24 protein-coding genes and 1 tRNA gene are annotated in these 24,422 nt (G+C 65.6%); 14 read left to right on the top strand and 11 right to left on the bottom strand.

Translation table 11 applies throughout. The annotated features are described in order from the left end of the window. Window positions 1–2 precede the first annotated feature (2 nt). From HALZIN_RS17805 to HALZIN_RS0103920, 3 genes are read left to right on the top strand one after another with little or no spacing between them, the layout of a single operon-like run. Complete coding sequence (locus HALZIN_RS17805) at window positions 3–860, top strand: hypothetical protein (RefSeq protein WP_031382944.1); 858 nt, start codon at window positions 3–5, stop codon at window positions 858–860. After that, entirely contained in the window at window positions 861–1,811 is a 951-nt protein-coding gene (locus tag HALZIN_RS0103925; protein WP_051907364.1) for a diguanylate cyclase domain-containing protein, read from the top strand. It begins immediately after the preceding gene. A gap of 26 nt (window positions 1,812–1,837) precedes the next feature. Continuing rightward, window positions 1,838–3,214, top strand: coding sequence for a bifunctional DedA family/phosphatase PAP2 family protein (locus HALZIN_RS0103920; protein WP_236254958.1), 1,377 nt, complete (start codon window positions 1,838–1,840; stop codon window positions 3,212–3,214). Window positions 3,215–3,237: 23 nt separating this feature from the next. Here the strand turns inward: HALZIN_RS0103920 and HALZIN_RS0103915 are convergent, their stop codons facing one another. The 3 genes from HALZIN_RS0103915 to mpl are packed head-to-tail and all read right to left on the bottom strand — an operon-like array spanning window position 3,238 to window position 5,844. Further along, the gene (locus tag HALZIN_RS0103915; protein WP_031382941.1) at window positions 3,238–3,861 is read right to left on the bottom strand and encodes a LysE family translocator; all 624 of its coding nucleotides are present in this window, start codon (window positions 3,859–3,861) and stop codon (window positions 3,238–3,240) included. Then, window positions 3,861–4,484 (bottom strand): flavin prenyltransferase UbiX, encoded by a 624-nt coding sequence (locus HALZIN_RS0103910; RefSeq protein WP_031382940.1) that lies wholly within the window; start codon window positions 4,482–4,484, stop codon window positions 3,861–3,863. Before HALZIN_RS0103910 ends, HALZIN_RS0103915 begins: the two co-directional genes overlap by 1 nt. Continuing rightward, complete coding sequence (gene mpl / locus HALZIN_RS0103905) at window positions 4,477–5,844, bottom strand: UDP-N-acetylmuramate:L-alanyl-gamma-D-glutamyl-meso-diaminopimelate ligase (protein WP_031382939.1); 1,368 nt, start codon at window positions 5,842–5,844, stop codon at window positions 4,477–4,479. The genes HALZIN_RS0103910 and mpl overlap by 8 nt, the downstream gene beginning before the upstream one ends. A gap of 383 nt (window positions 5,845–6,227) precedes the next feature. Here mpl and HALZIN_RS0103900 point away from each other — a divergent pair, with 383 nt between their 5' ends. Continuing rightward, window positions 6,228–7,487, top strand: coding sequence for a 6-phosphofructokinase (locus tag HALZIN_RS0103900; RefSeq protein ID WP_031382938.1), 1,260 nt, complete (start codon window positions 6,228–6,230; stop codon window positions 7,485–7,487). Between the two features lie 124 nt (window positions 7,488–7,611). On the opposite strand, the gene HALZIN_RS0103895 is transcribed toward HALZIN_RS0103900, so the two are convergent. After that, window positions 7,612–9,324, bottom strand: coding sequence for a bifunctional protein-serine/threonine kinase/phosphatase (locus HALZIN_RS0103895; protein ID WP_031382937.1), 1,713 nt, complete (start codon window positions 9,322–9,324; stop codon window positions 7,612–7,614). Window positions 9,325–9,479: 155 nt separating this feature from the next. Between HALZIN_RS0103895 and ppa the strand changes: the two genes are divergently transcribed. Further along, the gene (gene ppa, locus HALZIN_RS0103890; protein ID WP_031382936.1) at window positions 9,480–10,010 is read left to right on the top strand and encodes an inorganic diphosphatase; all 531 of its coding nucleotides are present in this window, start codon (window positions 9,480–9,482) and stop codon (window positions 10,008–10,010) included. An 83-nt stretch (window positions 10,011–10,093) separates the two neighbouring features. Here the strand turns inward: ppa and HALZIN_RS0103885 are convergent, their stop codons facing one another. After that, complete coding sequence (locus HALZIN_RS0103885; protein WP_084173327.1) at window positions 10,094–11,257, bottom strand: DUF2333 family protein; 1,164 nt, start codon at window positions 11,255–11,257, stop codon at window positions 10,094–10,096. Between the two features lie 672 nt (window positions 11,258–11,929). Between HALZIN_RS0103885 and accB the strand changes: the two genes are divergently transcribed. The 6 genes from accB to purH all read left to right on the top strand — a co-directional run bounded on the left by accB (window position 11,930) and on the right by purH (window position 17,886). Beyond that, window positions 11,930–12,406 carry an acetyl-CoA carboxylase biotin carboxyl carrier protein gene (accB, locus tag HALZIN_RS0103880; protein ID WP_031382934.1) on the top strand — a complete coding sequence of 159 codons (477 nt, stop codon included), beginning with the start codon at window positions 11,930–11,932 and terminating at the stop codon, window positions 12,404–12,406. Between the two features lie 29 nt (window positions 12,407–12,435). Further along, window positions 12,436–13,776, top strand: a complete 1,341-nt coding sequence (gene accC / locus HALZIN_RS0103875) for an acetyl-CoA carboxylase biotin carboxylase subunit (RefSeq protein ID WP_031382933.1) — start codon at window positions 12,436–12,438, stop codon at window positions 13,774–13,776. An 80-nt stretch (window positions 13,777–13,856) separates the two neighbouring features. Continuing rightward, window positions 13,857–14,774 (top strand): 50S ribosomal protein L11 methyltransferase, encoded by a 918-nt coding sequence (prmA, locus tag HALZIN_RS0103870; protein WP_031382932.1) that lies wholly within the window; start codon window positions 13,857–13,859, stop codon window positions 14,772–14,774. 95 nt (window positions 14,775–14,869) lie between these two features. Beyond that, window positions 14,870–15,892, top strand: coding sequence for a tRNA dihydrouridine synthase DusB (gene dusB, locus HALZIN_RS0103865; protein WP_051907363.1), 1,023 nt, complete (start codon window positions 14,870–14,872; stop codon window positions 15,890–15,892). Then, on the top strand, window positions 15,889–16,194 hold the full coding sequence (gene fis / locus HALZIN_RS0103860; protein WP_031382930.1) for a DNA-binding transcriptional regulator Fis: 306 nt from the start codon (window positions 15,889–15,891) through the stop codon (window positions 16,192–16,194). The genes dusB and fis overlap by 4 nt, the downstream gene beginning before the upstream one ends. Before the next feature lie 99 nt (window positions 16,195–16,293). Beyond that, a complete protein-coding gene (gene purH, locus HALZIN_RS0103855) occupies window positions 16,294–17,886 on the top strand; it encodes a bifunctional phosphoribosylaminoimidazolecarboxamide formyltransferase/IMP cyclohydrolase (RefSeq protein WP_031382929.1) in 1,593 nt (530 codons plus the stop codon). A gap of 114 nt (window positions 17,887–18,000) precedes the next feature. Here purH and HALZIN_RS0103850 read toward each other — a convergent pair whose 3' ends face one another. From HALZIN_RS0103850 to HALZIN_RS0103830, 4 genes are all read right to left on the bottom strand, one after another. Then, on the bottom strand, window positions 18,001–18,204 hold the full coding sequence (locus HALZIN_RS0103850; RefSeq protein ID WP_031382928.1) for a putative motility protein: 204 nt from the start codon (window positions 18,202–18,204) through the stop codon (window positions 18,001–18,003). 123 nt (window positions 18,205–18,327) lie between these two features. Beyond that, window positions 18,328–19,785: an NAD-dependent succinate-semialdehyde dehydrogenase gene (locus HALZIN_RS0103845; protein ID WP_031382927.1), complete on the bottom strand. Its 1,458-nt coding sequence runs from the start codon at window positions 19,783–19,785 to the stop codon at window positions 18,328–18,330. 274 nt (window positions 19,786–20,059) lie between these two features. Next, window positions 20,060–21,043 (bottom strand): serine/threonine protein kinase, encoded by a 984-nt coding sequence (locus tag HALZIN_RS0103835; RefSeq protein WP_031382926.1) that lies wholly within the window; start codon window positions 21,041–21,043, stop codon window positions 20,060–20,062. Window positions 21,044–21,111: 68 nt separating this feature from the next. Then, window positions 21,112–21,792 (bottom strand): ComF family protein, encoded by a 681-nt coding sequence (locus HALZIN_RS0103830; RefSeq protein ID WP_236254957.1) that lies wholly within the window; start codon window positions 21,790–21,792, stop codon window positions 21,112–21,114. A 211-nt stretch (window positions 21,793–22,003) separates the two neighbouring features. Between HALZIN_RS0103830 and HALZIN_RS0103825 the strand changes: the two genes are divergently transcribed. The 3 genes from HALZIN_RS0103825 (at window position 22,004) to HALZIN_RS17800 (ending at window position 22,931) form a co-directional block, all read left to right on the top strand. Continuing rightward, window positions 22,004–22,088 (top strand) — tRNA-Leu (locus HALZIN_RS0103825). Window positions 22,089–22,306: 218 nt separating this feature from the next. Beyond that, complete coding sequence (locus HALZIN_RS18150; protein ID WP_201448173.1) at window positions 22,307–22,453, top strand: hypothetical protein; 147 nt, start codon at window positions 22,307–22,309, stop codon at window positions 22,451–22,453. Between the two features lie 214 nt (window positions 22,454–22,667). Next, window positions 22,668–22,931 carry a hypothetical protein gene (locus tag HALZIN_RS17800; RefSeq protein WP_150113077.1) on the top strand — a complete coding sequence of 88 codons (264 nt, stop codon included), beginning with the start codon at window positions 22,668–22,670 and terminating at the stop codon, window positions 22,929–22,931. Between the two features lie 56 nt (window positions 22,932–22,987). Here the strand turns inward: HALZIN_RS17800 and HALZIN_RS0103815 are convergent, their stop codons facing one another. Beyond that, the gene (locus HALZIN_RS0103815) at window positions 22,988–23,860 is read right to left on the bottom strand and encodes a DUF1206 domain-containing protein (protein WP_231663657.1); all 873 of its coding nucleotides are present in this window, start codon (window positions 23,858–23,860) and stop codon (window positions 22,988–22,990) included. A gap of 7 nt (window positions 23,861–23,867) precedes the next feature. Continuing rightward, the gene (locus tag HALZIN_RS0103810) at window positions 23,868–24,272 is read right to left on the bottom strand and encodes a hypothetical protein (protein WP_031382922.1); all 405 of its coding nucleotides are present in this window, start codon (window positions 24,270–24,272) and stop codon (window positions 23,868–23,870) included. Window positions 24,273–24,422: the final 150 nt, after the last annotated feature.

Genomic DNA, 24,422 nt, shown 5'->3' with positions numbered 1-24,422 from the left:
CCATGGAGCGCAAGTTCAAAGAAGGCCCCTATCGGCTGATCGTCTGGCTGACCGCCCTGTCGATCCTCGCGTTGGCGCTGGTCTGGCGGGGCGAGTCGGCCGCGCCGGTACTGGTCGTCGGTGCCTTGTTGCTGGTGATAGTCACCCATGCCCGGCCGGGCGGCATCCATCTCGCCAACGCCTGGCTACCGGCCTTGCTGGCGCTGGTGCTGACGCTGGTGCTGGCGCTCGACCCTCAATATTTCCTGCTGTGGCTATGGGCCTGGGTGGCCGTGCTGGCCTTGCCGCAGCCCCCATGGTTGCTGGCGCTCAACGCCGCACTCGCGACACTTAGCTACTTCGACAGCCGCACCGCGTTTCCCATCGAACAGGGAGTGCTCGCCGGGCTGCTGCTGGCCACCCTGGGGTTGCTGGCGATTGCCCGCAGCCTGAGTCTGCAGGCCAGCTGGCGCACTCAGCATCGCTATGCGGAGCGCATCCCGGACGCCATGTTCTGGTCACGCCATCAGCTCGAGCAGGACCTGCCCGAGGAGACCGCTCGCTGCCAGCGCGAGAAGACCCATGGCATGCTGGTGCTGGTGCGCCAGAAGAGCCGCACATCGACACTGGCGCGCCTGCTGGTCGACCATACCCGCAGCTACGAAAGCGGCTATCAGCTCGACCGACACGTCCTCGCCGCGCTGCTGATCAGCCGCGACGCCACGGAGGGCGGCCAGCGCCGCGACGCCTTGAAAGCGGCACTGCCGGGCATCAGCCAGGCTCGCTTCGTCACGCTGGCGCCGGGGCTCGAGCTGGCCGGACAGCTACGCGCCCTGGCCCACCAGTCGCGTCCGTTGATCGTGCTCGAGGAGTCAGCCTGAATGGCTTACGACGACCGCTCGCGCCTGGCCGATTGGTTGTTCCGCCTGGTCTACGTCAGTGGCGTGGTGCTGATGGGCAGCTATGCGCTGTGGCAGTACATGATGGGCCACTACAGCGATATCCTGCTGCCGGCGATACTGACCCTGATGCTCGGCGGGGCGCTGTTCGTACGCTGGGTCAATGCCGAGTTCCGCCGCCTGCCCATCTATCTGGTGCTGATCAGTTGCTACCTGATCGTCGCCATCGACCTGGCCCACCAGCAAGCCACGCTATCGCTATTCTGGCTGGGCCTGCCGCCGGTACTGACGCTGTTGCTGCTGCCGCTCGCCCCGGGGCTGCTGCTGAGCCTGTTCCTGACTCCGGTGTGGCTTGCCATCGCCGCCCCCGACCTGACGCTGGGGCCGGCGGCATTGGCCTACCTGACGCTGCTGGGCATGGCCTCGTTGCCCGGCTGGCTGGGCCATCGTCATGCCCAGCAGTGCGATCGATCGGTACGCCGAGATCGCGATTGCTGCGCGCTGTCGCGCGAAACCCTCGAACGCCGGATGGCCGCCGAGGTCGAGCGGGCCAAGGCACTCAGGCGTCCGCTTGCCGCCCTGGTCATTCACCTCCCCCAACTGGAAATGGCCGACGAGCAGTTCGGCCGCCCGCTGCTGCACGCCCTGCTCGATCGCATCTGCCAGACAATCCAGGCCAACTCGCGCCAGCACGATCTGCTGGGTCGTCAGCAGGGCTCGTTGTTCTGGCTGCTGCTGCCGGACACCGGGGAAGCCGGCGCACTGATCGTCCGCGAGCGCCTGCTGCATGCGCTGAATCGTGAAGTCATCGCCGAGACCGGCACCCTGCAGTCGCGGATTCAAGTTTGCCGCCTACACGCCGGTGAAACTCGCCAGCATTTCGAACAGCGCCTGCTGAGCGCGGGCCTCAAACTGATGGAGCCCGCCCTTTGAGCATGACCGAATGGATAAGTGGCTTCATGCCCTCACCCAACTGGCTTTTTCTGATCGTCGCCGGCATCTCGCTGATCGAGTCGCTGGCCGTCGTCGGTCTGCTGGTGCCCGGCGTGATCTTGATCACCGCCGCGGCCTCGCTGGCCGGACACTACGATCTGGCGATCTTCGCCCTGCTCGCCGCGGCCTTCGTCGGCGCGGTGATCGGCGATGGGCTAAGCTTTGCGTTCGGCTATTACCAGCGCCAGCGCATTCCACAGTTGCGACCGTTTCGCAACCACCCCGAATGGCTGGCCCGCGGCGCGCGCTTCTTCCATCGCTATGGCGTGCTGTCGGTACTGATCGGCCGTTTCTTCGGTCCGGTGCGCCCGATCATCCCGCTAATCGCCGGAATGCTGCACATGCGACCGACCACGTTCCTGTGGTCCAACATCGGTTCGGCACTGCTCTGGGCACCGATCTATGTACTGCCAGGCTACCTGCTGGGCAGCACCTGGCAGCAATTGCTCGACCTGCCCAGCAGCAGCCGACGCTGGCTGGTGCTGCTGGCGATACTCGTCGTCGCGCTGGCGATCGTCTTCTCGTTGCTGCGCAGCCAGCTTACCCGCCAGGGACGTGGCTATCGGTTGCTCGCCGGGCTGGCGCGCCGTCATCCACGACTGCGCCGCCTGTGGCTTTGGCTACGCACCACACGCCCCGAAGCGGAACTGCCGCTGGCCTCGCTGGCGCTGGCGCTGATCAGCCTGGCGGCGCTGTCCGGCTGGACGCTGTGGGTATTGGAGCAAAGCGGCCCGCTGCCCATGGATCGGCAACTGCAGGCCCTGCTGGGGGATCTATCACTCGCCCCCCTGGTAGCTGTCGCCGAATGGATGGCCAAGGCCGGCGACACGTTCGGCGTGCTCGCCCTGACGGCCCCCTGGGCGGTATGGCTGGCGCACCGCCGGGCCTATGCCGTACTGCTGCATATGGCCGGTGCGCTGGGCGGCATCGCGCTGGCCAATACGCTGTTCAAGCAGTTGGCCGGACGCGTGCGGCCCGATACGCCCGATTACCTGATCGGCTCGTTTTCCTACCCCAGCGCGCATGTCTCGACCGCTGTGGTGCTCTATGGACTGACCGCGGCGTTCGTCGCCGACCGACTGCCCCCGCGACATCGGGCACCGGCCTACTGGCTGGCGATTCTGATCAGCGTTCCCATGGCGCTGTCGCGGCTGGTGATTGGCGTGCACTGGCTCAGCGACCTGATTGGCGGCGCCCTGCTCGGCCTGCTGGCCTGTGCGCTGGTACGCCTCAGTTATCACAGCTTTGCGCGGCACATGCCACCACCGGCCCCCTGGAAAATCCTGTCGCTGGCCTCGCTTGCGCTGCTAGTCGGTCGCATCCTGTGGCTGCCAAACGCCTGATCGGCATCACGTCCGACCGGCTCCTAACCCAGCGCCAGCCAGACCCCGACACCCACCATCAGCGTGCCGGCGAGGCGATTGAGCAGCCGGACGTTGCCGCTCTTGGCGAGCAGATGGCTGGCGGTGCGCCCGCCAGTGGCGTAGAGCAGCAAGCTGCACAGCTCGAGGGTCAGGATCATCCCGACCAGTACCGCCAGCTGCGGGGCCAGTGGCAGGTCGGTATCGAGAAACGGCGGCAGCAGGGCAATGAAGAACGCCCAGCCCTTGGGATTGGCGACTGCGGTGACAAACCCCTGGGAAATCAGTTGCCAGCGCGAGACATCGCGTACCGCGGCGGGCTCGCTGGGAATCGCCATGCGTCCCCGCGAGCGCCACATCATTACCCCCAGATACACCAGGTAGGCGCCGCCCAGCCACTTGAAGGCAGCGAATGCCAGCGGTTGCCGCAACATCAGCGTCGCCACGCCGGCCCCCGCCGCCACGGCGACCAGGCCGACCCCGACCAGTTCACCGATCATCATCCACAGCGCGCGGCGAACGCCGAGGGTCATCCCCAGCACCATCGACAGCGTCATGCACAGGCCCGGAGTCAACGAGACCATGAAGAAGGTGGGGATGAATACCGACAGCAGCGACAGATTGACGATCACTGCGGTTCTCCCCAGCGCGGTATCAAACGATGCTCGATACCCAATTGATTGAGGATCCGCGCGACGATGAAGTCGATCAGCGCCTCGACGCGGGTCGGACGATGGTAGAAGCCCGGCGCCGCGGGCAGGATCACCGCACCCTGCCGGGTCAGCGCCAGCATGTGCTCGAGATGGATCGCCGACAATGGCGCCTCGCGCGGCACCAGGATCAACCGGCGGCGCTCCTTGAGCGCGACATCGGCGGCGCGCTCGATCAGGTTGTTGCTGGCGCCGGTGGCGACCGCCGACAGCGTGCCCGTCGAACACGGGCAGATCACCATGGCCGTCGACGCCCCGGAGCCCGAGGCCACCGGCGCCATCCAGTCCTCGCGGCCGAAACAGCGGATCTGCCCGTCGGCGGCGCCGCTGCGGGCGGTCAGCGCCTCGCCGAGCCTGGCCGGCTGAGCCGGCAGGCGCACGTCGGTCTCGGTGACGATCACCATGTGCGCCGCCTTGGAGATCATCACCCAGACTTCGTGCTCGGCCGCCACCAGGCATTCGATCAGGCGCAGCCCGTATTGCGCGCCGGAGGCTCCGGTCAGCGCGACGGTCACCGGTGGCTTGAACGTCGCCTCAGCCATGCCGCGCCTCCAGGGCCGCCAGCAGTTTTTCGTGGATGCCGCCGAAGCCGCCGTTGGACATCACCACGATGCGATCTCCAGGCTGCGCCTCGTCGACCAGCGCAGCGACCAGCGCAGCGATGCCGTCGACCCGCTGCGCCGGCACCGGACTGGTTTCGAGCAGCTCGTCCAGCGACCAGTCGAGCTCGGGCGGCTGGTACCACCAGACCCGGTCGGCCTCGGCGACGCTCTCGGCCAGCCGCGAGCGCAGCGTGCCCAGGCGCATGGTGTTCGAGCGCGGCTCGATCACCGCCAGCAGGCGTCCCAGCGGAGTGGCGGCACGCAATCCCTGGAGCGTGGCGGAAATCGCCGTAGGATGGTGGGCGAAATCGTCGATGACCTGGATGCCGGCGATCTCGCCGCGCACCTCCTGGCGTCGTCGCGGTGACTCAAAGCGTGCCAGCGTGGCGCAGCCGCGTGCCAGGTCCACGCCACAGGTCGCCGCCGCGGCCAGCGCGGCGAGCGCATTGCGGGCGTTGTGCACGCCGCTCAGCGACCAGTCGACCACCGCATCCTCGCCGTCGTGAATGACCCGAAAACGGCTGGCGTCGTCACGCTCCAGCTCCAGCCGCCAGGCGCTCTCTTCGGCATCGCCGAAGCGCTCCAGGGGCGTCCAGCAGCCCATCTTCACGACCCGTTCGAGCGCCGGTTCGCCATCGGCGACCAGCAGCCGGCCATCGCCAGGAACGGTACGCACCAGATGATGGAACTGGCGCTCGATGGCTGCCAGATCGGCGAAGATATCCGCGTGATCGAACTCCAGGTTGTTGAGCACCGCGACATCCGGGCGGTAATGCACAAACTTGGAGCGCTTGTCGAAAAACGCCGTGTCGTATTCGTCGGCCTCGATCACGAACGGCGCGTCGTCTCCGCCGAGGCGCGCCGAGACGCCGAAGTTGCGCGGCACCCCGCCGATCAGAAACCCCGGCGCGAGCCCCGCGCTCTCCAGCAGCCAGGCCAGCAAGCTGGCGGTGGTGGTCTTGCCGTGGGTACCGGCCACCGCCAGCACCCGTCGTCCGGGCAATACGTGCTCGGCCAGCCACTGCGGCCCCGAGACGTAGCTCAGCCGCGCGTTGAGCAGCGCCTCGATTTCGGGGTTGCCGCGGGACAGGGCGTTGCCGACGATCACCTGATCGGGTCGCGGCTCGAGGTTGGCCGCGGCGTAGCCGTCCATCAGCGCGATATCGGCGGCTTCGAGCTGGGTGCTCATCGGCGGATAGACGTGGGCATCGGAGCCGCTGACGGTGTAGCCCAACTCGCGCGCGAGCAGCGCCAGACTGCCCATGAAGGTGCCGCAGATTCCGAGGATGTGCACGTGCATGACGGGGTCTCCAGCCCTGAAGTATGGCTGGCGGCGGCTCGTTTCAGCGAACCGCTCACCGGCGCGTGAGCCTAGCATGACGCCACAGCCGCTGCCATATGCCGCCAGCCGCGCCCCAGGGCTATCGCCGTTGAACTAATGAGGGCGCCGGGGACAAACCGAAGTGGAGGTCCGACGCCATGGATGGCGTCGGTAGCGTACATGGAGGTATTTACAGCGCCTCCACGCGGGCTTGTCGACGGGTCAGCCCGAGCGTAACCGCTATCTGCCAGCCCTGCAGCCGCGCCCCAGGGCTGCCGTGCAGCAGCGGGCGCTTTCGGCTATGATGCACAGCCATCCCACCGCGCGTAATCCCTATAAAAGCAGGAGCAAAGGAAGCCCCTATGGCCCAGCACAACGCCTTCTACGCCCAGTCAGGCGGGGTAACCGCCGTGATCAATGCCAGCGCCTGCGGCGTGATCGAGACGTGCCGTCGCCACAGCGACCGGATCGGCAAGGTCTACGCCGGACACAACGGCATCATCGGCGCCCTGACCGAGGATTTGATCGACGTTTCCCAGGAAAGCGACGAAGCGATCGCTGCCTTGCGCCACACGCCGGGCGGCGCGTTCGGCTCGTGTCGCTACAAGCTCAAGGACATCGAGAGCCACCGCACCCAGTACGAGCGTCTGATCGAGGTGTTCAAGGCTCACGATATCCGTTACTTCTTCTACAACGGCGGCGGCGACAGCGCCGACACCTGCCTCAAGGTCTCGCAGCTCTCCGAGAAGATGGGCTACCCGCTGACCGCGATCCATGTGCCCAAGACGGTCGACAACGATCTGCCGATCACCGACAACTCGCCGGGCTTCGGCAGCGTCGCCAAGTACATCGCCACCTCGACCCGCGAGGCGGCGCTCGACATCGCCTCTATGTGCGCCACCTCGACCAAGGTCTTCGTGCTCGAGGTGATGGGCCGCCACGCCGGCTGGATCGCCGCCGCCGGCGCGCTGGCCGGCAACGGCGAAGGCCAGCCGCCGCACCTGGTTATCTTCCCCGAGATTCCCTTCGAACGCACCAAGGTGATGGCCCGCGTCGAACAGGCGGTGAAGGACTACGGCTACTGCGTGATCGTGGTTTCCGAGGGGGCGCGCTATGCCGACGGCACCTTCCTGGCCGACGCCGGCAACACCGACGCCTTCGGCCACCGCCAGCTGGGTGGCGTGGCGCCGACGCTGGCCGGCATGGTCAAGCAGGACCTGGGCTACAAGTATCACTGGGCGGTCGCCGACTACCTGCAGCGCGCCGCGCGCCACCTGGCCTCGAAGACCGACGTCGAGCAGGCCTACGCGGTCGGCAAGAAGGCCGTGGAACTGGCGCTGGCCGGCAACAACGCGATGATGCCGGCCATCAAGCGGATCAGCGACTCGCCCTACGAGTGGCGCATCGAGGCCGCGCCGCTGGCCGAGGTCGCCAACAAGGAGAAGTACATGCCGCGCGACTTCATTCGCGAGGATGGCTTCGGCATTACCGCCTCCTGCCGGCGCTACCTCTCGCCGCTGATCCAGGGTGAAGATTTCCCACCGTTCGAGAACGGCCTGCCCATGGTGGCCAAGCTTAAGCTGGCCAAGGTCGCGCGCAAGCTGCCCGAGTTCACGCTGTAAGGCTTGTCGTAGCCCGTAGCTTACGAGCCTCGGGCTTCGAGCCGCGAACCCAAAAACTCACCAGCGCTTGTCGTAGCCCGTAGCCCGTAGCCCGTAGCCCGTAGCCCGTAGCCCGTAGCGGAAATTATTTCAGCAGCCAGGAGAGCACCAGCAGCAGCAACAGCAGTCCAGCAATCCCCTGCCAGAGGCCGGCCGGTGTACCGGTCGCCACGCGCTCATCGCCGCCGCGCTGGCGCGGATCGCGCAGCGCCACCAGGAATTCGGACAGCCGCCGAAAGCGCAACGCACGCTGCGGGTCCAGGGCGCGGCGCAGAGCGTCGTCGAGCGCCGCCGACACCGCCGGGTTGCGGCTGCGCGCGCTGCGGTACGTCATCTGCTCGAGTCCGGTATGGCTACGCAACTCGCCCGGCGACCGGTCGTAGGGCACGTCACCGGTCAACAGCCAGTAGACGGTCGATGCCAGCGCGTATTGGTCGCTGCGCCGGCCGACCTCGTCGCCCAGTGCGTATTCCGGCGCGCTGTGCACGCCGAGACCCACTTCGCGAGCCAGTTCGCGCGCCTTGCCGCTCTCGCCGTCGCGCCGGAAACAGGCGCTGAAATCGCTCAACACCACCTGGCCATGCGGATCGATGAGGACGGTGTCGGGATGGATCTGCTGGTGCAGCACGTCGCGCCTGTGCAGGGCCTGCACCGCCTTGGCCAGTTGGCGGGCGATATCCAGCCGCTGGGCCAGGCTGGCCTGGGGATGACGCCGCAGCCAGTCGCTGAGCGACTCGCCGCGCACATCCACCATCAGGTAATAGAGGTGTCGGCGCGGTCGCGGCAGTTCGACCAGCTTGGCGACGAACGGCGAACTGACCCGCTCGGCGACCCATTGCTGCAGCAGGAAATGCTCGAGATAGGCATTGCGGCTGGAAAGTTCGGGACTCGGCGCCCGCAGCAGCATCTCGCTACGGCTGCGCTCGTCGCGCACCCGGTAGACCCGCGACTGGGCATTACGCGACAGCACGTCCAGCACCTCCAGCCCGTCGAGACGCTCGCCGACCGCCAGTTCCGAGGGTACCGGTAGACTGCCGAGATGCACGTCGACCGTGGCCGAGTCGAGCTCGGGCAAGCGATCGATGCGCACCAACTGAAAACAGAATTGCTCGGCGCCGTAGCCACGTTCACCGGCCCGCGCCTGGGCGGCTTCGGCCAGGCGCTCGCAGGCGGCGTCGAGATTGCTGACATCGGCGCGAATCAACTGCACGAAATCCGACGGCATCAAGGTGCCACGCACCGCCCGGGTGGTGAACAGGAACAGATCGCCCTGCTTGAGTGGCAGCTGCGCGTAATCGATGTCCAGATTGCCGTCGAGCCCCAAGGCCCGTGAGGGGTAACGATAGCCGCCCAGGTCGGTGACGTGGTCGCGGGTGAGCTGCTCGAATTCGGCGCCGCGCAGACGAAACACCAGCGTATCGCCCATGTGGAAGAGATGCGCGTCGCGGCCACGCAGGACCATCAGCGACATCGAGCTGACGTAGCTGCCCCCCTCGATGTAGCTGCTCTGACTGTAGCTCCAACTATTCAGGGCCCGCAGTACGCGCGTCGCCGAGGTCTTGACGTCCCAATGCGCCGGCGTGGAATAGTAGTCGGCGAGAAAGCCGCGCACGCTGAGATCGCCGGCCTGCTTGGCGATGGCGTTGCGCCAGATGGAGTCGCTGATCAACGCGCTGACGCCCTTGCTCTGCAGCATCTCGCCCTCGGTGACCAATACCGACATGGAGCTACGATGGCGCCGCCGCTCCGGGGCGACGAAGGCCTGGCCGTAACTCAGGGACAGTGCTTGTTCCGCCAAGTGTCGTTCTCCTTGCAGGTGGCCGCGGCGCGCCCATCATACACTGTGAGGGAGTCACCTTCGCCTCGTCCCGGCGACGGATTGGTAATCCCCCGGGGCAGTTCGTATAATCCGCCCCATTTCGCCTTCAAGCCGCAAAACGCAAGGATTCGACGATGAGCTTCAATCAGATTCCCGCTGGAAAGGACCTGCCCAACGACGTCTATGTGGCGATCGAGATCCCGGCCAATCACGCCCCGATCAAGTACGAGATCGACAAGGAAATGGACGCCCTGGTCGTCGACCGCTTCATGGCCACGCCGATGTTCTATCCGGCCAACTATGGCTTCATTCCCAACACCCTGGCCGACGACGGCGACCCGCTCGACGCGCTGGTCGTCACCCCGCATCCGCTACAGCCGGGCAGCGTGATCCGCGCGCGTCCGGTGGGCGTGCTCAACATGACCGACGAAGCTGGCGAGGATGCCAAGCTGATCTGCGTGCCGCATCACAAGCTGTCGTCGCTGTACGACGACGTGCATGAAGTCACCGACCTGCCCGAGCTGCTGCGCCAGCAGATCGCCCACTTCTTCGAGAACTACAAGGATCTCGAGAAGGGCAAGTGGGTCAAGGTCGAGTCCTGGGACAACGCCGAAGCCGCGCGCAAGGCCATCGAGAAATCGGTCGCCGCCTACGCCAAGCAGTAAGCGCTACCGGCCAACCCGTCGCTCCGGCAGTAATCAAAGCGCCGCTCTCGGAGCGGCGCTTTTCGGTTGGGCGAGACTCGCGCTCATTGCTGCACCCGGGCCGGGGCCGCGTCGCTGCTATCGCCACCAGTATCATTCTGGCCACCTTCACTCGGCTTGCCACCGGCTTCGGAACCGCCTTGAGAGGCTCGGCCCGCTTCGCTATTCGATGATGCAGTGGGCGCTGCCGGCTGCGAGTCGCTTTTCGGCGCCGTCACCTCGACCCCCTGCACGCTGCCCGCGAGCTGTCCCGTCAGTTCGGCGACGGCCTGGGTATAATTGGCAAGTACCAGCGAATGGTTGGCGAAGATGCCGAAGCCGGAGCCGTTGAGAATCACCGGGCTCCAGACCCGCCGCTGAGCCAGTTCAAGTTCGGCGATCAGCCGCTCCAGCGTGGTGTTGGCGCTGGCCTTGCCGAGCACCTCGGCGTAATCGAGCCGGGCCGCCTTGAGCAACTGCAACAGGCCCCAGGCATCGCCACGGGCTTCGAAGAACACGTTGTCGATACGAAACCAGGGCGTGGCCTCGGGCAATGCGGCGTCGTCGACACCCAGTTCGCGCAACGCCTCGGGGTCGTCGACGCTCGCCAGCAATTGCTGGGTCAGCCCCGAGAAGCGCCGACTGACGGCATCCAGCCAACCGGCCAGGCCCTCGCCAGTGGCGGCAAAGCCATTGCCACCGCGAAGCATACCGTTCAAGTAGCTGGCAAGCGCACCCTGGGCCTGGCTGTAGCGCTTTTCGGCCGCCGGATACAGCCAGTCCTCACTATCCGATTGCAACGCCTTGCTGGCACTCTCCAGGGCGTCCGCGCCCGCGGGACTCATCGCCGGCAGAGCCTTGGCGAGGATGCGCAGCTGGGTGAGCACGCCATATTCCCAACTGGGCATGTTGTCCAACCAGACCCCGGGCAGCAGCATGTCGTTGCGCAGCCAGCCGCCCGGCTTTTCCAGCAACGTGTCCAGGGACGTCAGCATGCTCGCCGTCAACCGCGCGCCACGCGGCAGTTCGGCATCTGCCGGCGCCCCCAGCCACTGCGTGGTGGCCTGGTCGACATCGAAGGGCTCGGGGCGCTGGCTCCACCAGATGCCCAGTACCAGACTGACCAGCAGATAGATCGCCAGCAGGACCAGCAAGGGTTTCCAGATCCAGCCGTATTCGGGGCGCTCGAGCACCTCGGTGCGGCGTTTGCGGTTGCCAAACAGGGCCATGGGCACGACGTCCTTGGGCGTGACGGTTGAGAAGAAGGCGTTTACTCGCAGGGTATCCTATCATGGCGCTGGCGGCGTACCCGCCCGACCAACGCAGCGCTTTCGTTGATGCACGCCGGCCAGCACGGTGCTGCCATCGATCGGGTAGAACTCGCCGACTGCGCCATGATCGCATGCTGGCGCTGAGCTCAAGGACTCCCTGCCAATGCCTCGTCCGTTGTTGCCGGCACGTGCAAGCGTTCAAGGCTGCGCTCCAGTCGTGATGGACGCGGCTGAACGCGCCTTCTTGCACCCTTCCGGGCCAAGGAAACGCTGTTCACGGCCGGCTGGACAATGCCGGGGTTTTTCGGCAAACTTCGCCGACATCGGCATAAACGACGTTCACAAGCGCGATCTTGTCATCAACTGACGTGATCTTAGCGAGTTTCAGGCAAGTTGACTGCGTCATTCACGCGCCTTTTGTCGAACCGTATTGGTCGCCTGTTCATGTCCGCGAGCCACTTCGTCAGCATCTCCTTTATCCGGCGCGGCAGTGGACGTGACCAGCGAATTTGGCGCCGAAAGCTAGGTCTTTTGAAAGCTAGGTTTATCGAAAGCTACGGCCTGGCGTCGGAAGGCGGCGCTGGAGGGGCCAGCGTCACCAGCCTCACTCACCGCAATAGAGACACCGACATGGATATTCGCAAGGTCAAGAAACTGATCGAACTGCTGGAAGAATCCAATATCAGCGAGATCGAGATCCAGGAAGGCGAGGAATCGGTGCGCATCAGCCGTCACCCCAACGGCACGCCCAGCCAGCCGACCATGTATCAACCCCACTGGGGCCCGGCGCCGAGCCAGCCGAACTATCCGGCCACCGGCGGCGAAGCGGCACCCAGCGCGTCCATGGAAGCTCCGACACCGGCGCAGCCGGCCGGGCATGCGGTGACCTCGCCGATGGTCGGCACCTTCTACCGCTCGCCGGCACCGGGCGCCAAGGCGTTCGTCGAAATCGGCCAGAGCGTCAAGCAGGGCGAGACGATCTGCATCGTCGAGGCGATGAAGATGATGAACCAGATCGAAGCCGACAAGGATGGCGTCATCGAGGCAATCCTGGTCGAGGACGGCGAACCGGTCGAATTCGACCAGCCGATGCTGCTCATCTCCTGATCCACTCGACAACTCTGGCGGACCCCATCATGTTGGACAAGGTACTCATCGCCAACCGCGGCGAGATCGCTCTACGCATCCTGCGCGCCTGCAAGGAACTGGGCATCCGCACCGTGGCGGTTCATTCCAAGGCCGACCGCGAGCTCATGCATGTGCGTCTGGCCGACGAAGCGGTGTGCATCGGCCCGGCCTCCTCGGCGCAATCCTATCTGAACATCCCGGCGCTGATCAGCGCCGCCGAGGTCACCGACGCCAGCGCCATCCACCCCGGCTATGGCTTCCTCTCGGAAAATGCCAACTTCGCCGAGCAGGTCGAGCGCTCGGGCTTCGTGTTCGTCGGCCCGCGCGCCGAGACCATTCGCCTGATGGGCGACAAGGTCAGCGCCATCGAGTCGATGAAGAAGGCCGGCGTACCCACCGTGCCCGGCTCCGACGGCGCCCTGCCGGATGACGACGATGCCGTACTGGCGACGGCGCGGCGGATCGGCTACCCGGTGATCATCAAGGCCGCCGCCGGCGGCGGCGGTCGCGGCATGCGCGTGGTGCACAGCGAGGCCAACCTGCTGTCGGCGGTCAGCGTGACCCAGAGCGAGGCCAACAGCGCCTTCGGCGATGGCACCGTGTACATGGAGAAGTTCCTCGAGGAGCCCCGCCACGTCGAGGTTCAGGTGCTCGCCGATGGCCAGGGCAACGCCATTCACCTCTTTGATCGCGATTGCTCGCTGCAGCGCCGTCACCAGAAGGTGCTCGAGGAAGCCCCCGCCCCGCACATCGACCCCGAGGCCCGCGCCCAAGTGCTCAAGGCCTGCACCGATGCGTGTCTCGAGATCGGCTATCGCGGCGCCGGCACCTTCGAGTTTCTCTACGAGAAGGGCCAGTTCTTCTTCATCGAGATGAACACCCGCGTGCAGGTCGAGCATCCGGTCACCGAGATGGTCACCGGCGTGGATATCGTCAAGCAGCAGCTGCTGATCGCCTCCGGCCAGCCGCTGTCGATCCGCCAGCAAGACGTCGAGGTCAAGGGCCACGCCTTCGAGTGCCGCATCAACGCCGAGGACGCCCGCACCTTCATGCCCTCGCCCGGCAAGGTCACGCTCTATCATGCCCCCGGCGGGCTCGGCGTGCGCATGGACTCGCACCTGTATACCGGCTACAGCGTGCCGCCGCACTACGACTCGCTGATCGGCAAGCTGATCACCTGGGGCGCGGACCGCACCAACGCCCTGACGCGCATGCGCAATGCCCTCGACGAGCTGCTGGTCGAAGGCATCAAGACCAATATCGATCTGCAGAAGGATCTGGTTCGCGACAGCGCCTTCCAGCAGGGTGGCGTCAATATCCATTATCTGGAAAAGAAACTCGGCGGCTAAAGCGCCGGCTTCTTGACAGGCGGCGCGGCTCCGGATCGCGCCGCCTGCGTTTTCAGACCCACCGATTAGGAGCAGCCACCATGCCCTGGTTGCAACTCAAGGCCCGCATCGCCCCCGACCAGGCCGAGCTCCTCGAGGAGCTGCTGCTCGACGAGGGCGCTTCGGCGATCACCCTGCAGGACGCCCACGACGACCCGGTCTTCGAACCCGAACGCGGCAGCACGCCGCTGTGGCAGGAAACCGTGCTGACCGGGCTCTACGACGACCTCGAAGGCATCGACGCGATGCTCGAGCGCGTCCACCACGGCTGGTCGCTGGCCATGGGCGACGAGCCCTGCCCGAGCATCGAGTACGAACTGCTCGCCGATCGCGACTGGGAACGCGAATGGATGGACGGTTTCGAGCCGCTGCCGATGGGCGAACGGCTGTGGATCGTGCCCAGCTGGCACGACGCCCCCGACGCCGATGCGGTCAATCTGCGCCTCGACCCCGGGTTGGCCTTCGGCACCGGCACCCACCCGACCACCGCGCTGTGCCTGGGCTGGCTCGACGAGCAGAGCGTCGCCGGCACCCTCGAGGGTTGCCGGGTGCTCGACTACGGCTGCGGCTCGGGAATCCTGGCGATCGCCGCGCTCAAGCTCGGCGCGCCAAAGGCCACCGGCACCGACATCGATCCGCAGGCGCTCACCGCCAGCCGCGACAATGCCGAACACAACGCCATCGACGAGACGACGTTCATGCTGTGCCTGCCCGAGCGGCTGCCCGACGAGCGCTTTCAGATCGTGCTCGCCAACATTCTCGCCGGGCCGTTGGTCGAACTGGCCCCGGCGATCGCCGGTCACGTCGAACCCGGCGGCCGGCTGGTGCTCTCGGGCATCCTTGCCCACCAGGCCGACGACGTGCTCGATGCCTATCGCGACCAGGACTTGATCATGCACCAGCCGCGCGAGCGCGACGGCTGGGTGTGCCTGACCGGCGAGCGCCCGAGCGGCGGCTGAGCGAGCCAATACGCGACAGGTTGGCGGACCAGCCTTCAGTCTGCCCCGGCAGGTGGGTATCATAGGCGGTCCGCTTGAGCCGAGTCCCGAACACGATGCCCGCTACCGCACGCGGCGAGCCGCCCGCCATAGGTCGATTCCAATTGCCCAACCGGGTGATCCTGGCGCCCATGGCCGGCGTCACCGACCGGCCGTTCCGCCAGCTCTGCCGGCAGTTGGGCGCCGGTCTGGTGGTCTCCGAGATGGTCACCTCGGACCCGCGGCTGTGGCATACCCGCAAGTCGCGGATGCGCCTGGATCATCACGGCGAACCCGGCCCGCGCAGCGTGCAGATCGCCGGCGGCGATCCCGAGATGCTCGCCGAGGCGGCACGCCTGAACGCCGAACAGGGCGCCCAGATCATCGACATCAACATGGGCTGTCCGGCCAAGAAGGTCTGCAACAAGGCTGCCGGCTCGGCATTGCTGCGCGACGAGAAGCTGGTCGCGGCGATTCTCGAGGCGGTGGTCGCCGCCGTCGAGGTCCCGGTGACGCTGAAGATTCGCACCGGCTGGTGCGAATCAAGCCGCAACGGCGTGCGCGTGGCGCGCCTCGCCGAAGCCGCCGGTATCCGTGCGCTGGCCGTGCACGGACGCACCCGCGAGCAGCGTTACAACGGCTTCGCCGAGTACGACACCATTGCCGAGATCAACGCTGCGGTGGGCATCCCGGTGTTCGCCAATGGCGACATCGACACTCCCGCCAAGGCCGCCGAGGTTCTCGACTATACTGGTGCGGATGCGGTCATGGTGGGTCGCGGCGCCCAGGGCAATCCCTGGATCTTCCGCGAGATCGACCATTTCCTGCGCACCGGAGAAATCCTGCCACCCGTCTCTCTCGACGAGCGGCGCAGGGTCATGCGCGAGCACCTCGATGCGCTGCATGGCTTCTACGGTGAGCACATGGGCGCAAGGATCGCACGCAAGCATATCGGCTGGTATCTCGCCACCCGCGAGGACGCCAAACCGCTGCGACAACGTTTCAATGCCCTGGACAGCGCCGAGGGGCAACGTTGTTTCGTGGATGAACTGTTTCGCCGGGCCACGGCGCCGGCAACCGAAGGGATCAGTGCAGCATGAACAGCAGGCAAGCCATCACTCCCGAACAGCTCGTAGGCGAGGAATCGCCGCTTTCCGCCACGCCCGCCCCCCGCGGCCAGACCCTGCGCGAAGCGGTCGACGATGCCATGCGGCGCTACTTCAGCCACCTCGAAGGCGAAGCCGTGACCGACCTGTATGCCATGGTCATGGCCGAAGTCGAGGCGCCGCTGCTCAACGCCGTGCTCGACTATGCCGGCGGCAACCAGACCCGCGCCGCCGACATGCTGGGACTCAACCGCGGCACCTTGCGCAAGAAGCTCAAGCAGTACGATCTGATCTGAGCACCGGCCGTTTTCACGGGGGAGCCAGCCGGCTCCCCCGTCGCGTTTAAAAGCCCAGGCCCTCGCCCTCGGCGGGGCCGACATCGAAGAGTGACTCTCATGGCCGAACAGCCCCACCACCCCCGTTCCCTGCCGGTCCGCCGCGCATTGATCAGCGTCTCGGACAAGACCGGCATCGTCGACTTCGCCCGCGAACTCGCCGAGCGCGGCGTCGCCCTGCTGTCCACCGGCGGTACCTACCGCCTGCTCAGCGACAATGGCATCAATGTCAGCGAAGTCTCCGAGCATACCGGCTTCCCGGAGATCATGGACGGCCGGGTCAAGACCCTGCACCCCAAGATCCACGGCGGCATTCTCGGCCGCCGGGGCCAGGACGACGCGGTGATGGCCGAGCACGACATCGCCCCGATCGACATGGTAGTGGTCAATCTCTACCCGTTCGCCCGGACCGTCGCCCGCCCCGACTGCACGCTGGAGGAGGCGATCGAGAACATCGATATCGGCGGCCCGACCATGGTCCGCGCCTGCGCCAAGAACCATGCCCACACCAGCATCGTCGTCAGTGCCGAGGATTATCGCCGAGTGCTCGACGAGATGGCGGCCAATGACGGCGCGGTCGGTGGCGAGCTGCGCTTCGATCTCGCCGTGAAGGCCTTCGAGCATACCGCCGGCTACGACGCGGCGATCGCCGATTATCTGGGCAGCCGCGTCGAGGGCGGCGAAGACGGCTTTCCGCGCACCTACAATCTGCAGTTTCACAAGAAGCAGGCGATGCGCTACGGCGAGAATCCCCATCAAGCGGCCGCCTTCTACGTCGAAGCCAACGCCAGCGAGGCCAGCGTCGCTACCGCCGTACAGCGCCAGGGCAAGGCGCTGTCCTACAACAACGTCGCCGACACCGATGCCGCCTTCGAATGCGTCAAGGCCTTCACCGAGGCCGCCTGCGTGATCGTCAAGCATGCCAACCCGTGCGGCGTGGCCACCGGCGCAACGCTTCACGAAGCCTATGAAAAAGCCTTCGCCACCGACCCGACCAGCGCCTTCGGCGGCATCATCGCCTTCAACCGGGCGCTGGACGCCGACACCGCGCGCGCGATCGTCGCCCGTCAGTTCGTCGAAGTGATCATCGCCCCCGGCGTCAGCGACGCGGCCGCGGCAGTCGTCGCCGACAAGAAGAACGTGCGGCTGCTCGACGTCGGCGCCAGCTGGCCCGGCGAGCGTGTCCACGCGCATGATTTCAAGCGTGTCACCGGCGGCCTGCTGGTCCAGGATCGCGATCTCGGCATGGTCGGTCGCGACGAGCTCCAGGTGGTCACCGAGCGCGCGCCCAGCGAGCAGGAACTGCGCGATCTGGCGTTCGCCTGGAAGGTCGCCAAGTACGTCAAGTCCAACGCCATCGTCTATGCCAGGGACGGCCGCACCGTCGGCGTCGGCGCCGGCCAGATGAGCCGCGTCTATTCGGCCCGGATCGCCGGCATCAAGGCCGCCGACGAAGGCCTCGAGGTGCCCGGCTCGGTAATGGCCTCGGATGCCTTCTTCCCGTTCCGCGACGGCATCGATGCCGCCGCCGCCGCCGGAATCACCGCGGTGATCCAGCCCGGCGGCTCGATGCGCGACCAGGAGGTGATCCACGCCGCCGACGAAGCCGGCATCGCCATGGTCTTCACCGGCATGCGCCACTTCCGCCACTGAGCCGCATGCCCTGGGCCTGGCGCCCAACAAAACGCCGCCCCTCGAAAGGGGCGGCGTTTTGCGTGCTATACCTCAGCGGCCTCGCGTATTGCACCGCCGAGCTTGCGGCGTTACTCAGGCGTAGGTATTGAGCTGCGTACCGATGCTGCCGACGCTGGCCAGTTTCGGCCCGTCGCCGACCGCCTCCATCAGCTGGGCAACTTGCCCCGCCTGGGTGTCGAGCGACTGCCGGAGCAGCGACATCTGGGCGCTCTGGTCGGCGTTGTACTGCTGCAGCGCGACGGCGGCACCGACGGTGTTGCTGATGCTCGAATCCATGCGCATACCTCTCGGGTAAAGAAAAGTCCTGCCAAGTTACCATCCTCACGCCGCAAGGCAAGGACGCGGCGGGCAGCCTCGTCAACGCTTGGCCGCGCTAGGCTGCCCACCGCCGGACCGGATTCAGCCCAGGTCGAGGCACAGGTACTTGGTTTCGAGGAACTCCTCGAGCCCCTGATGGCCGCCCTCGCGGCCCAGACCCGACTCCTTGACCCCGCCGAACGGCGCGGCGGCGTTGGAGATCAGCCCGGTATTGATGCCGACGATGCCGTATTCCAGCGCCTCCGAGACCCGCCACACCTGGCTCAGGTCGCGCGAATAGAAGTACGCGGCGAGGCCGAACGGCGTGTCGTTGGCCATTTCCACGGCGTCCTCCTCGTCGTCGAAGGGGAACACCGCGGCCAGCGGGCCGAAGGTTTCCTCACGGGCCACCAGCATCTCGCTGGTCGCCTGATTGACCAGCGTCGGGGTGAAGAAATTACCGCCCAGCGGGTGATGATTGCCGCCCAGCATCAACTCGGCGCCCTTGTCGAGCGCATCGCGAATGTGCCGGCTGACCTTCTCGACCCCGTCGCTGTCGATCAGCGGGCCGATGTTGACGCCCTCCTCGGTGCCGTCGCCGACGCTGAGCTCGCTGTTCATGGCGGCGGCAAGTTTCTCGCAGAAGGCGTTGACCACGCTCGACTGGACCAGGAAACGATTGACGCAGACGCAGGTCTGGCCGCCGTTGCGGAATTTCGAGGCCATGGCGCCCTCCACGGCGGCGTCCAGGTCGGCGTCCTCGAAGACCAGAAACGGCGCATTGCCGCCCAGTTCCAGCGAGATCTTCTGGACATGCTGCGCGGCCTGCGCCATCAACCGCTGGCCGACCTCGGTCGAGCCGGTGAAGGTGATCTTGCGCACCAGCGGCGACTCGGTCAGCGCCGCGGCGATCTCGCTGGCACGCCCCGGCACTACGTTGAACACCCCGCGCGGCACGCCGGCACGCTCGGCGAGCAGCGCCATGGCGGTGGCCGAGAACGGCGTCTGGCTGGCCGGCTTGACGACGATCGGGCAGCCCGCCGCCAGCGCCGCGCCGACCTTGCGGGTGATCATCGCCGCCGGGAAGTTCCACGGCGTGATCGCGCCGACGACGCCGACCGGTTGCTTGATGACCATGATCCGCTGATTGCTCTTGGCGCTGGGAATGGTCTCGCCGTAGATGCGCCGCCCCTCCTCGGCGAACCAGCGCAGGAAGCTCGCCGCGTAGACGATCTCGCCGGCGGCTTCCTTGAGCGGCTTGCCCTGCTCGAGGGTCATGATGCGCGCCAGCTCGTCCTGATTCTCGAGCATCAGCTCGTACCACTTCATCAGGATGTCGCCACGCTCCTGGGCGGTATGCGCGCGCCAGGCCGGCAACGCGGCATGCGCCGCGTCGATCGCCCGCTCGGTCTCGGCGCGGCCGAGTCGCGGCACGCTGCCGATGATCTCACCGGTGGCCGGATTGTCGACTTCGATCTGCTCGCCGCTGTCGGCGGCGACCCAGCTGCCATCGATGTAGGCGAAGGGCCGGTACAGCGGATAGTCCTGCAGCGATTCCATGATGTGCTCCTTCCTGGAGGGCACCCGCTTCGCGAATGCCCTGATGCGTTATCCGGCCTGCGTGACGCCGGACGTGATGATAGCATGCGACTGAGAATGTATATCCGGCAAGATGGTGGTGTTGCCGGTGGCTTCACCAACAAGCATAGCGTAGCAGCGAGCGCCGCGACCCCGAGCGGCATCGTCGAAACTGATTAGCGTCTCCTCCAACGTTTACTCCGTGACCACGGCCGGTTCATGCTAAGCGCTTTGGTCGATGGACTCCAACCGCCGCTCAGGCCAGCCAGCGTGGCTTTTCGAGTGCGACGCGCTGCTGCTCGAGGGTGCGAATGTGCTGATCCCAGTATGCTTCGTCGGCGACCCAGGGAAAGGCGCGCGGAAACGCCGGGTCGCGCCAGCGTGCCACCAGCCAGGCGCTGTGACGCATCAGGCGCAGGGTCCGCAGCAGCTCGATCCAGGCCAGTTCGCGGCGATCGAAATCGCGGTATTGCTCGTAGCCCTCCAGCAGCTCGGAGAGCTGCATCTGCCACTCCTGGTCGTTCTGGGCAGTCAGCATCATCCATAGATCCTGCACGGCCGGCGCCATGCAGCAGTCGTCGAAATCGACCAGCGCGAACTGCTCGTCGCGCCCCAGGATATTGCCCAGATGGCAGTCGCCGTGCACGCGAATCGCCGCCTGGGCCGGCCAGGCGCGCTCCGCCAGCGTGTGTTCCAAGGCCTCGCTGATTCGCCGGTAAGCGCGACGCTGACGTTGGCTGAGCCATTCGCCGGCGAGTACCTGCTCGCGGCTGCTCGCCGCCCAGCCAATCGGTTCGAGGGTCGGTCGTGTGACGAATGGCGTTGTATCCGACACCGAGTGCACCCGGCCGATCAGTTCACCGAGGGCGAACAGGTGGGCAGGGTTCTCGAGCTCCGGCGCCTGGCCGACCACATGGGGAAACAGCGCGAAGCGAAAGCCCTCGTGCTCATGCAGACTCTCGCCGTCGGCATCACGCCAGGGCGCCGCCACCGGCACCTCGGCGGCCGCCAGCTCGGCGAGAAAGGCATGCTCCTCGCGGATCTGCGCATCGCTCCAGCGGTCGGGACGATAGAACTTGGCAACCCAGCGGCGTCGCTCGTCGTCGTGGATCAGAAAGACCCGGTTTTCGTAGCTGTTGAGCGCGAACGGCTCGCCGGGCAGCCAGAATCCCAGCGCCTCGATGGCGGCAACGATGCGCTGCGGCGGCAGGTTCTCGAACGGATGCGGGTTGGCGGCCATGCGGGCCTCCTCGGTAAGCGATGCCCGCATGCTAGCAGATTGCCACCCGTCAACGGCAGCGCACGCACTCAATGACCGAGTGGCGTGCGCGCCACCGCCCAGGCCTCGACATGGCGGGCGCCGGTGCCGCGGCAGGCCACGGCCAGCGCGTCGAGCGAGGCGCCGGTAGTCATCACGTCGTCGACCAGCGCAACCCGCTCGGGCAACAGGGTTTCGACCCCGAAGGCGCCCTTGAGATTGCGCCGCCGTGCCGTGCGATCCAGGCCGCGCTGCGAGGGGGTGGCGTGCAGCCGGCACGGCTGGTACCAGGGCAATCCCAGCCGCGCGGCAAGGCGCTCGGCCAGCCAGGGGCCCGGGTCGAAGCCCTGTTCCCGGGCACGCTGACGATGGCGCGGCAGAGCGATCAACAGTTCAGGCAATTGCTCCCTTTCGAGCCCCGCCAACGACTCGTTCATCAGGCTTACCAGCAAGTTGCCCGCGCGCGGGTCGTAGCCGAACTTGAAGCGACGCAGCAGCAGCGCGATCTCGTCTTCGTAGCGCAGGCCGATGCGCGCAACGGCAAACGCTGGAGGACGCCGCAGGCAGTGCCCGCAGTAGCGCGGAGACGCTTCCGGCAAGGGCTCGGCGCATTGCACACAGGCATGCCGGTTCCACGGCAGCACCGCCAGGCAGGGCCCGCACCATGGGACGTTCGGCATGCAGCGCGCCAGGCAGAACGCACAGCGCCCGGGCAGGGCGCGACGCAGCATCTTGTCAACCTGGTTAACAACCAGGGCTGGCTTCGGACCCATGCGCCCCGCCATCTCTGTCAACTTCATCATGAACAAAAGATCACTAATTGCTCGCAAGCCTGTGATGACCTTAACCGCGCCATCCTCCCGCGTCACGCTAGCCGCGCGGAACGGCAATTGACTTGGCCGACGCGGCCCGTACAATACGGGCGTTTCCTGCCCCCTATTTGCGGATGTGGTGGAATAGGTAGACACGCTAGATTTAGGTTCTAGTGCCGAGAGGCGTGGGAGTTCGAGTCTCCCCATCCGCACCATCTATGGGCCTGCAGGCCGCTTTACCAGAGCCTTTACCTATCTCAGAACTTGGCATTCTCAGTCCCCGCCAAGTCCCCATGCACTCCTGAGCACGGACGAGGCCAGCTAACGCTCTCCCCTCTCCCCTTGTTTCTATTCAGGCAATCGAATAGCGCTTGACGCAGACCCGCAAAGCCTCCATATGGTTATGTACAGGCATCGCATCAAGGAGATAGCCATGAAACGCATGCTCGGCGCAGCCGTTGCCAACTGGCTCAGGAATCCTCAGAACCGCGAGAAGGCCAAGCGCACGGCAAGGCAGTTATGGAGCAAGTATCAGAATCGCAAGGGCCCACCGCCAGGCAGCAATACGCCCACGAGATAAACCTACCGGCTGCGCTTCGGCTATGTGTCAGGCGCAGTCGAGTGCGCTACGCGTAGCGCCACCGCGCTGATCGCCGCCTGGGGCGTCGCGCTTCAAGACATGAGTTAGAACCGAGAGCTCACCATCAGATGGCCGAATCAAACTATTGTTTTTTAAGCAATGATTAATTACGTTAGCGCTTGCCATATAAATTCACCCACTACGCAGGGCAGTTATGGCAGTCTATTTAATAACGTATGAATTACACCTACCCATCGCCTACAACGCATTCCATGATCTGTTGGAATCCTTTCCCAATGCCACGGCGGTCGACTGCAGCGTACTCATAGAGGCCGATGCCACGGCTGCCGCTCTGATCGAACGCCTCCATCCGCATATCGGCGCTCACGATTCGCTCTTCGTATGTCAGATCGGCCGCGATTGGGCCGGCGTACAAGCGCGCTGCGGCAATTGGCTCGACGAGAGAGTCTATGGCTGAACCGACGGAGCACTGCATGCAGGCCAACAGAAACCCCGCACTCCGTTGTTTACTTGTCAGGCACTGACGTCACGGAAACGCGCATTGATGAAGCAGTAGATGCCATAAGCGACCAAACCCAGCGAGACGATACCCAACAGCCAGGGACCCAACGGCTGCTGAGCCAACGTCGCCAGAGCGCCACCCAACCCTTCCGCTTCGCTAGGGTCGGACTGCCAGGCAGCCAGACAGAGAAACAGCCCAATGAGCAGAAACACGATGCCGCGGGCCGTCAGCCCCATGCGTGTGGCCCACTTGGCAAGTTTGCGCTGACGCTCGTTCATCTCTCGCATGTGCCAATTCTTCAGAAATGAGCATTTGACTGCACGAACGATCTGGCGCACGCCAACCCCGAAAAAGACCACACCCACTGCGAAGACCAGATAGATTCCTCCGGGATGGCTCATCAATTCGGCCGTGCGACCGGTTGGCGAGGTATTACCGGTGGCGGCGTTGCGCAGCAGGTTGAAGCTGTAAAGTGCCAGGCCGCTATAAATACCGCTGCTGACCAGAAACCCCAGACGCGCCGCAATGGCACGCACTCCGTAGCCCAGATTCTCGGTGTCGATCAGAGCCTGTAGCAGACGCCACACGGCGTAGGCGAGCAGGCCCAGGCTGAGCAATGCCAGCATGAGACCACCGAATGGCTGACTAGCCAGCTGGGTGATCGCCTGCTTGGTGTTGACACTGCTGCCACCCAGCCCGGCGGCAGCCAGCGACGCCAGGACGCCGACGATCATATAGACCACGCCTTTGGCGACATAACCGCAACGAGCGATGATGCGAACGACGCGTCTCGCCAGGATAGAGCGCGATGCCAGAGCGCGGAGCTTGCTGAAAGGGGCTGCCAGCATCGTCAGAAGCGATCCAGACTGTCGATCAGAGGGCATCGTGGGCTCATGCCTCGCCCACAGGTTGGAGAGGCTCCGCTGCCATGCGCTTGTGAATGGCCAATGGCTGCAGCAGCGCAAGCACACCGAGATAGTCGGCCAGGCTGTCGTCGACCAGCACGAAGAAGTGCGACTTGGGATCGGTATCGACCTGAATCAGATAGCGCACGCCCTCCAATGCATGTCGAAAAGCATCGCCCAGCACGGTGTCTTCCACCGGCGCATAGACGGTATAGACGCCCTGGACGGTTTCATAGGCCGTGTAGCCCGCTTCGTCAAGAAGGTTCTCGAGTGTTTGCGGCGCGCTAGCACGATCGCCATGAAGTAGCTCGGCCAACGTATTGCTCTGCTTGACCAGCCGGCCATCGGTATGCCTGTAGACTCCGCATCCTGGCACATCGTCTCTGAACATGACTCTCTCCTTGAACCGCCAGCGTCGCGCCTTGTTTCGCCAGTGTACGTGGGCCTCAGGGGATCCACAAATGCTGACTTATCCGGCAATTATCCTTTTTGTCGCCATTAAGAGACGCTGTAGAGCGCTGATTAGACTAACGTTAACGCC

Origin of the sequence: Halomonas zincidurans B6, from assembly GCF_000731955.1 — a bacterium.
In the GTDB taxonomy this organism is placed as follows: Bacteria; Pseudomonadota; Gammaproteobacteria; order Pseudomonadales; family Halomonadaceae; genus Modicisalibacter; species Modicisalibacter zincidurans.
Note: the sequence above shows the minus strand (reverse complement) of the source record. Positions and strands in the feature narration are given on the sequence as shown.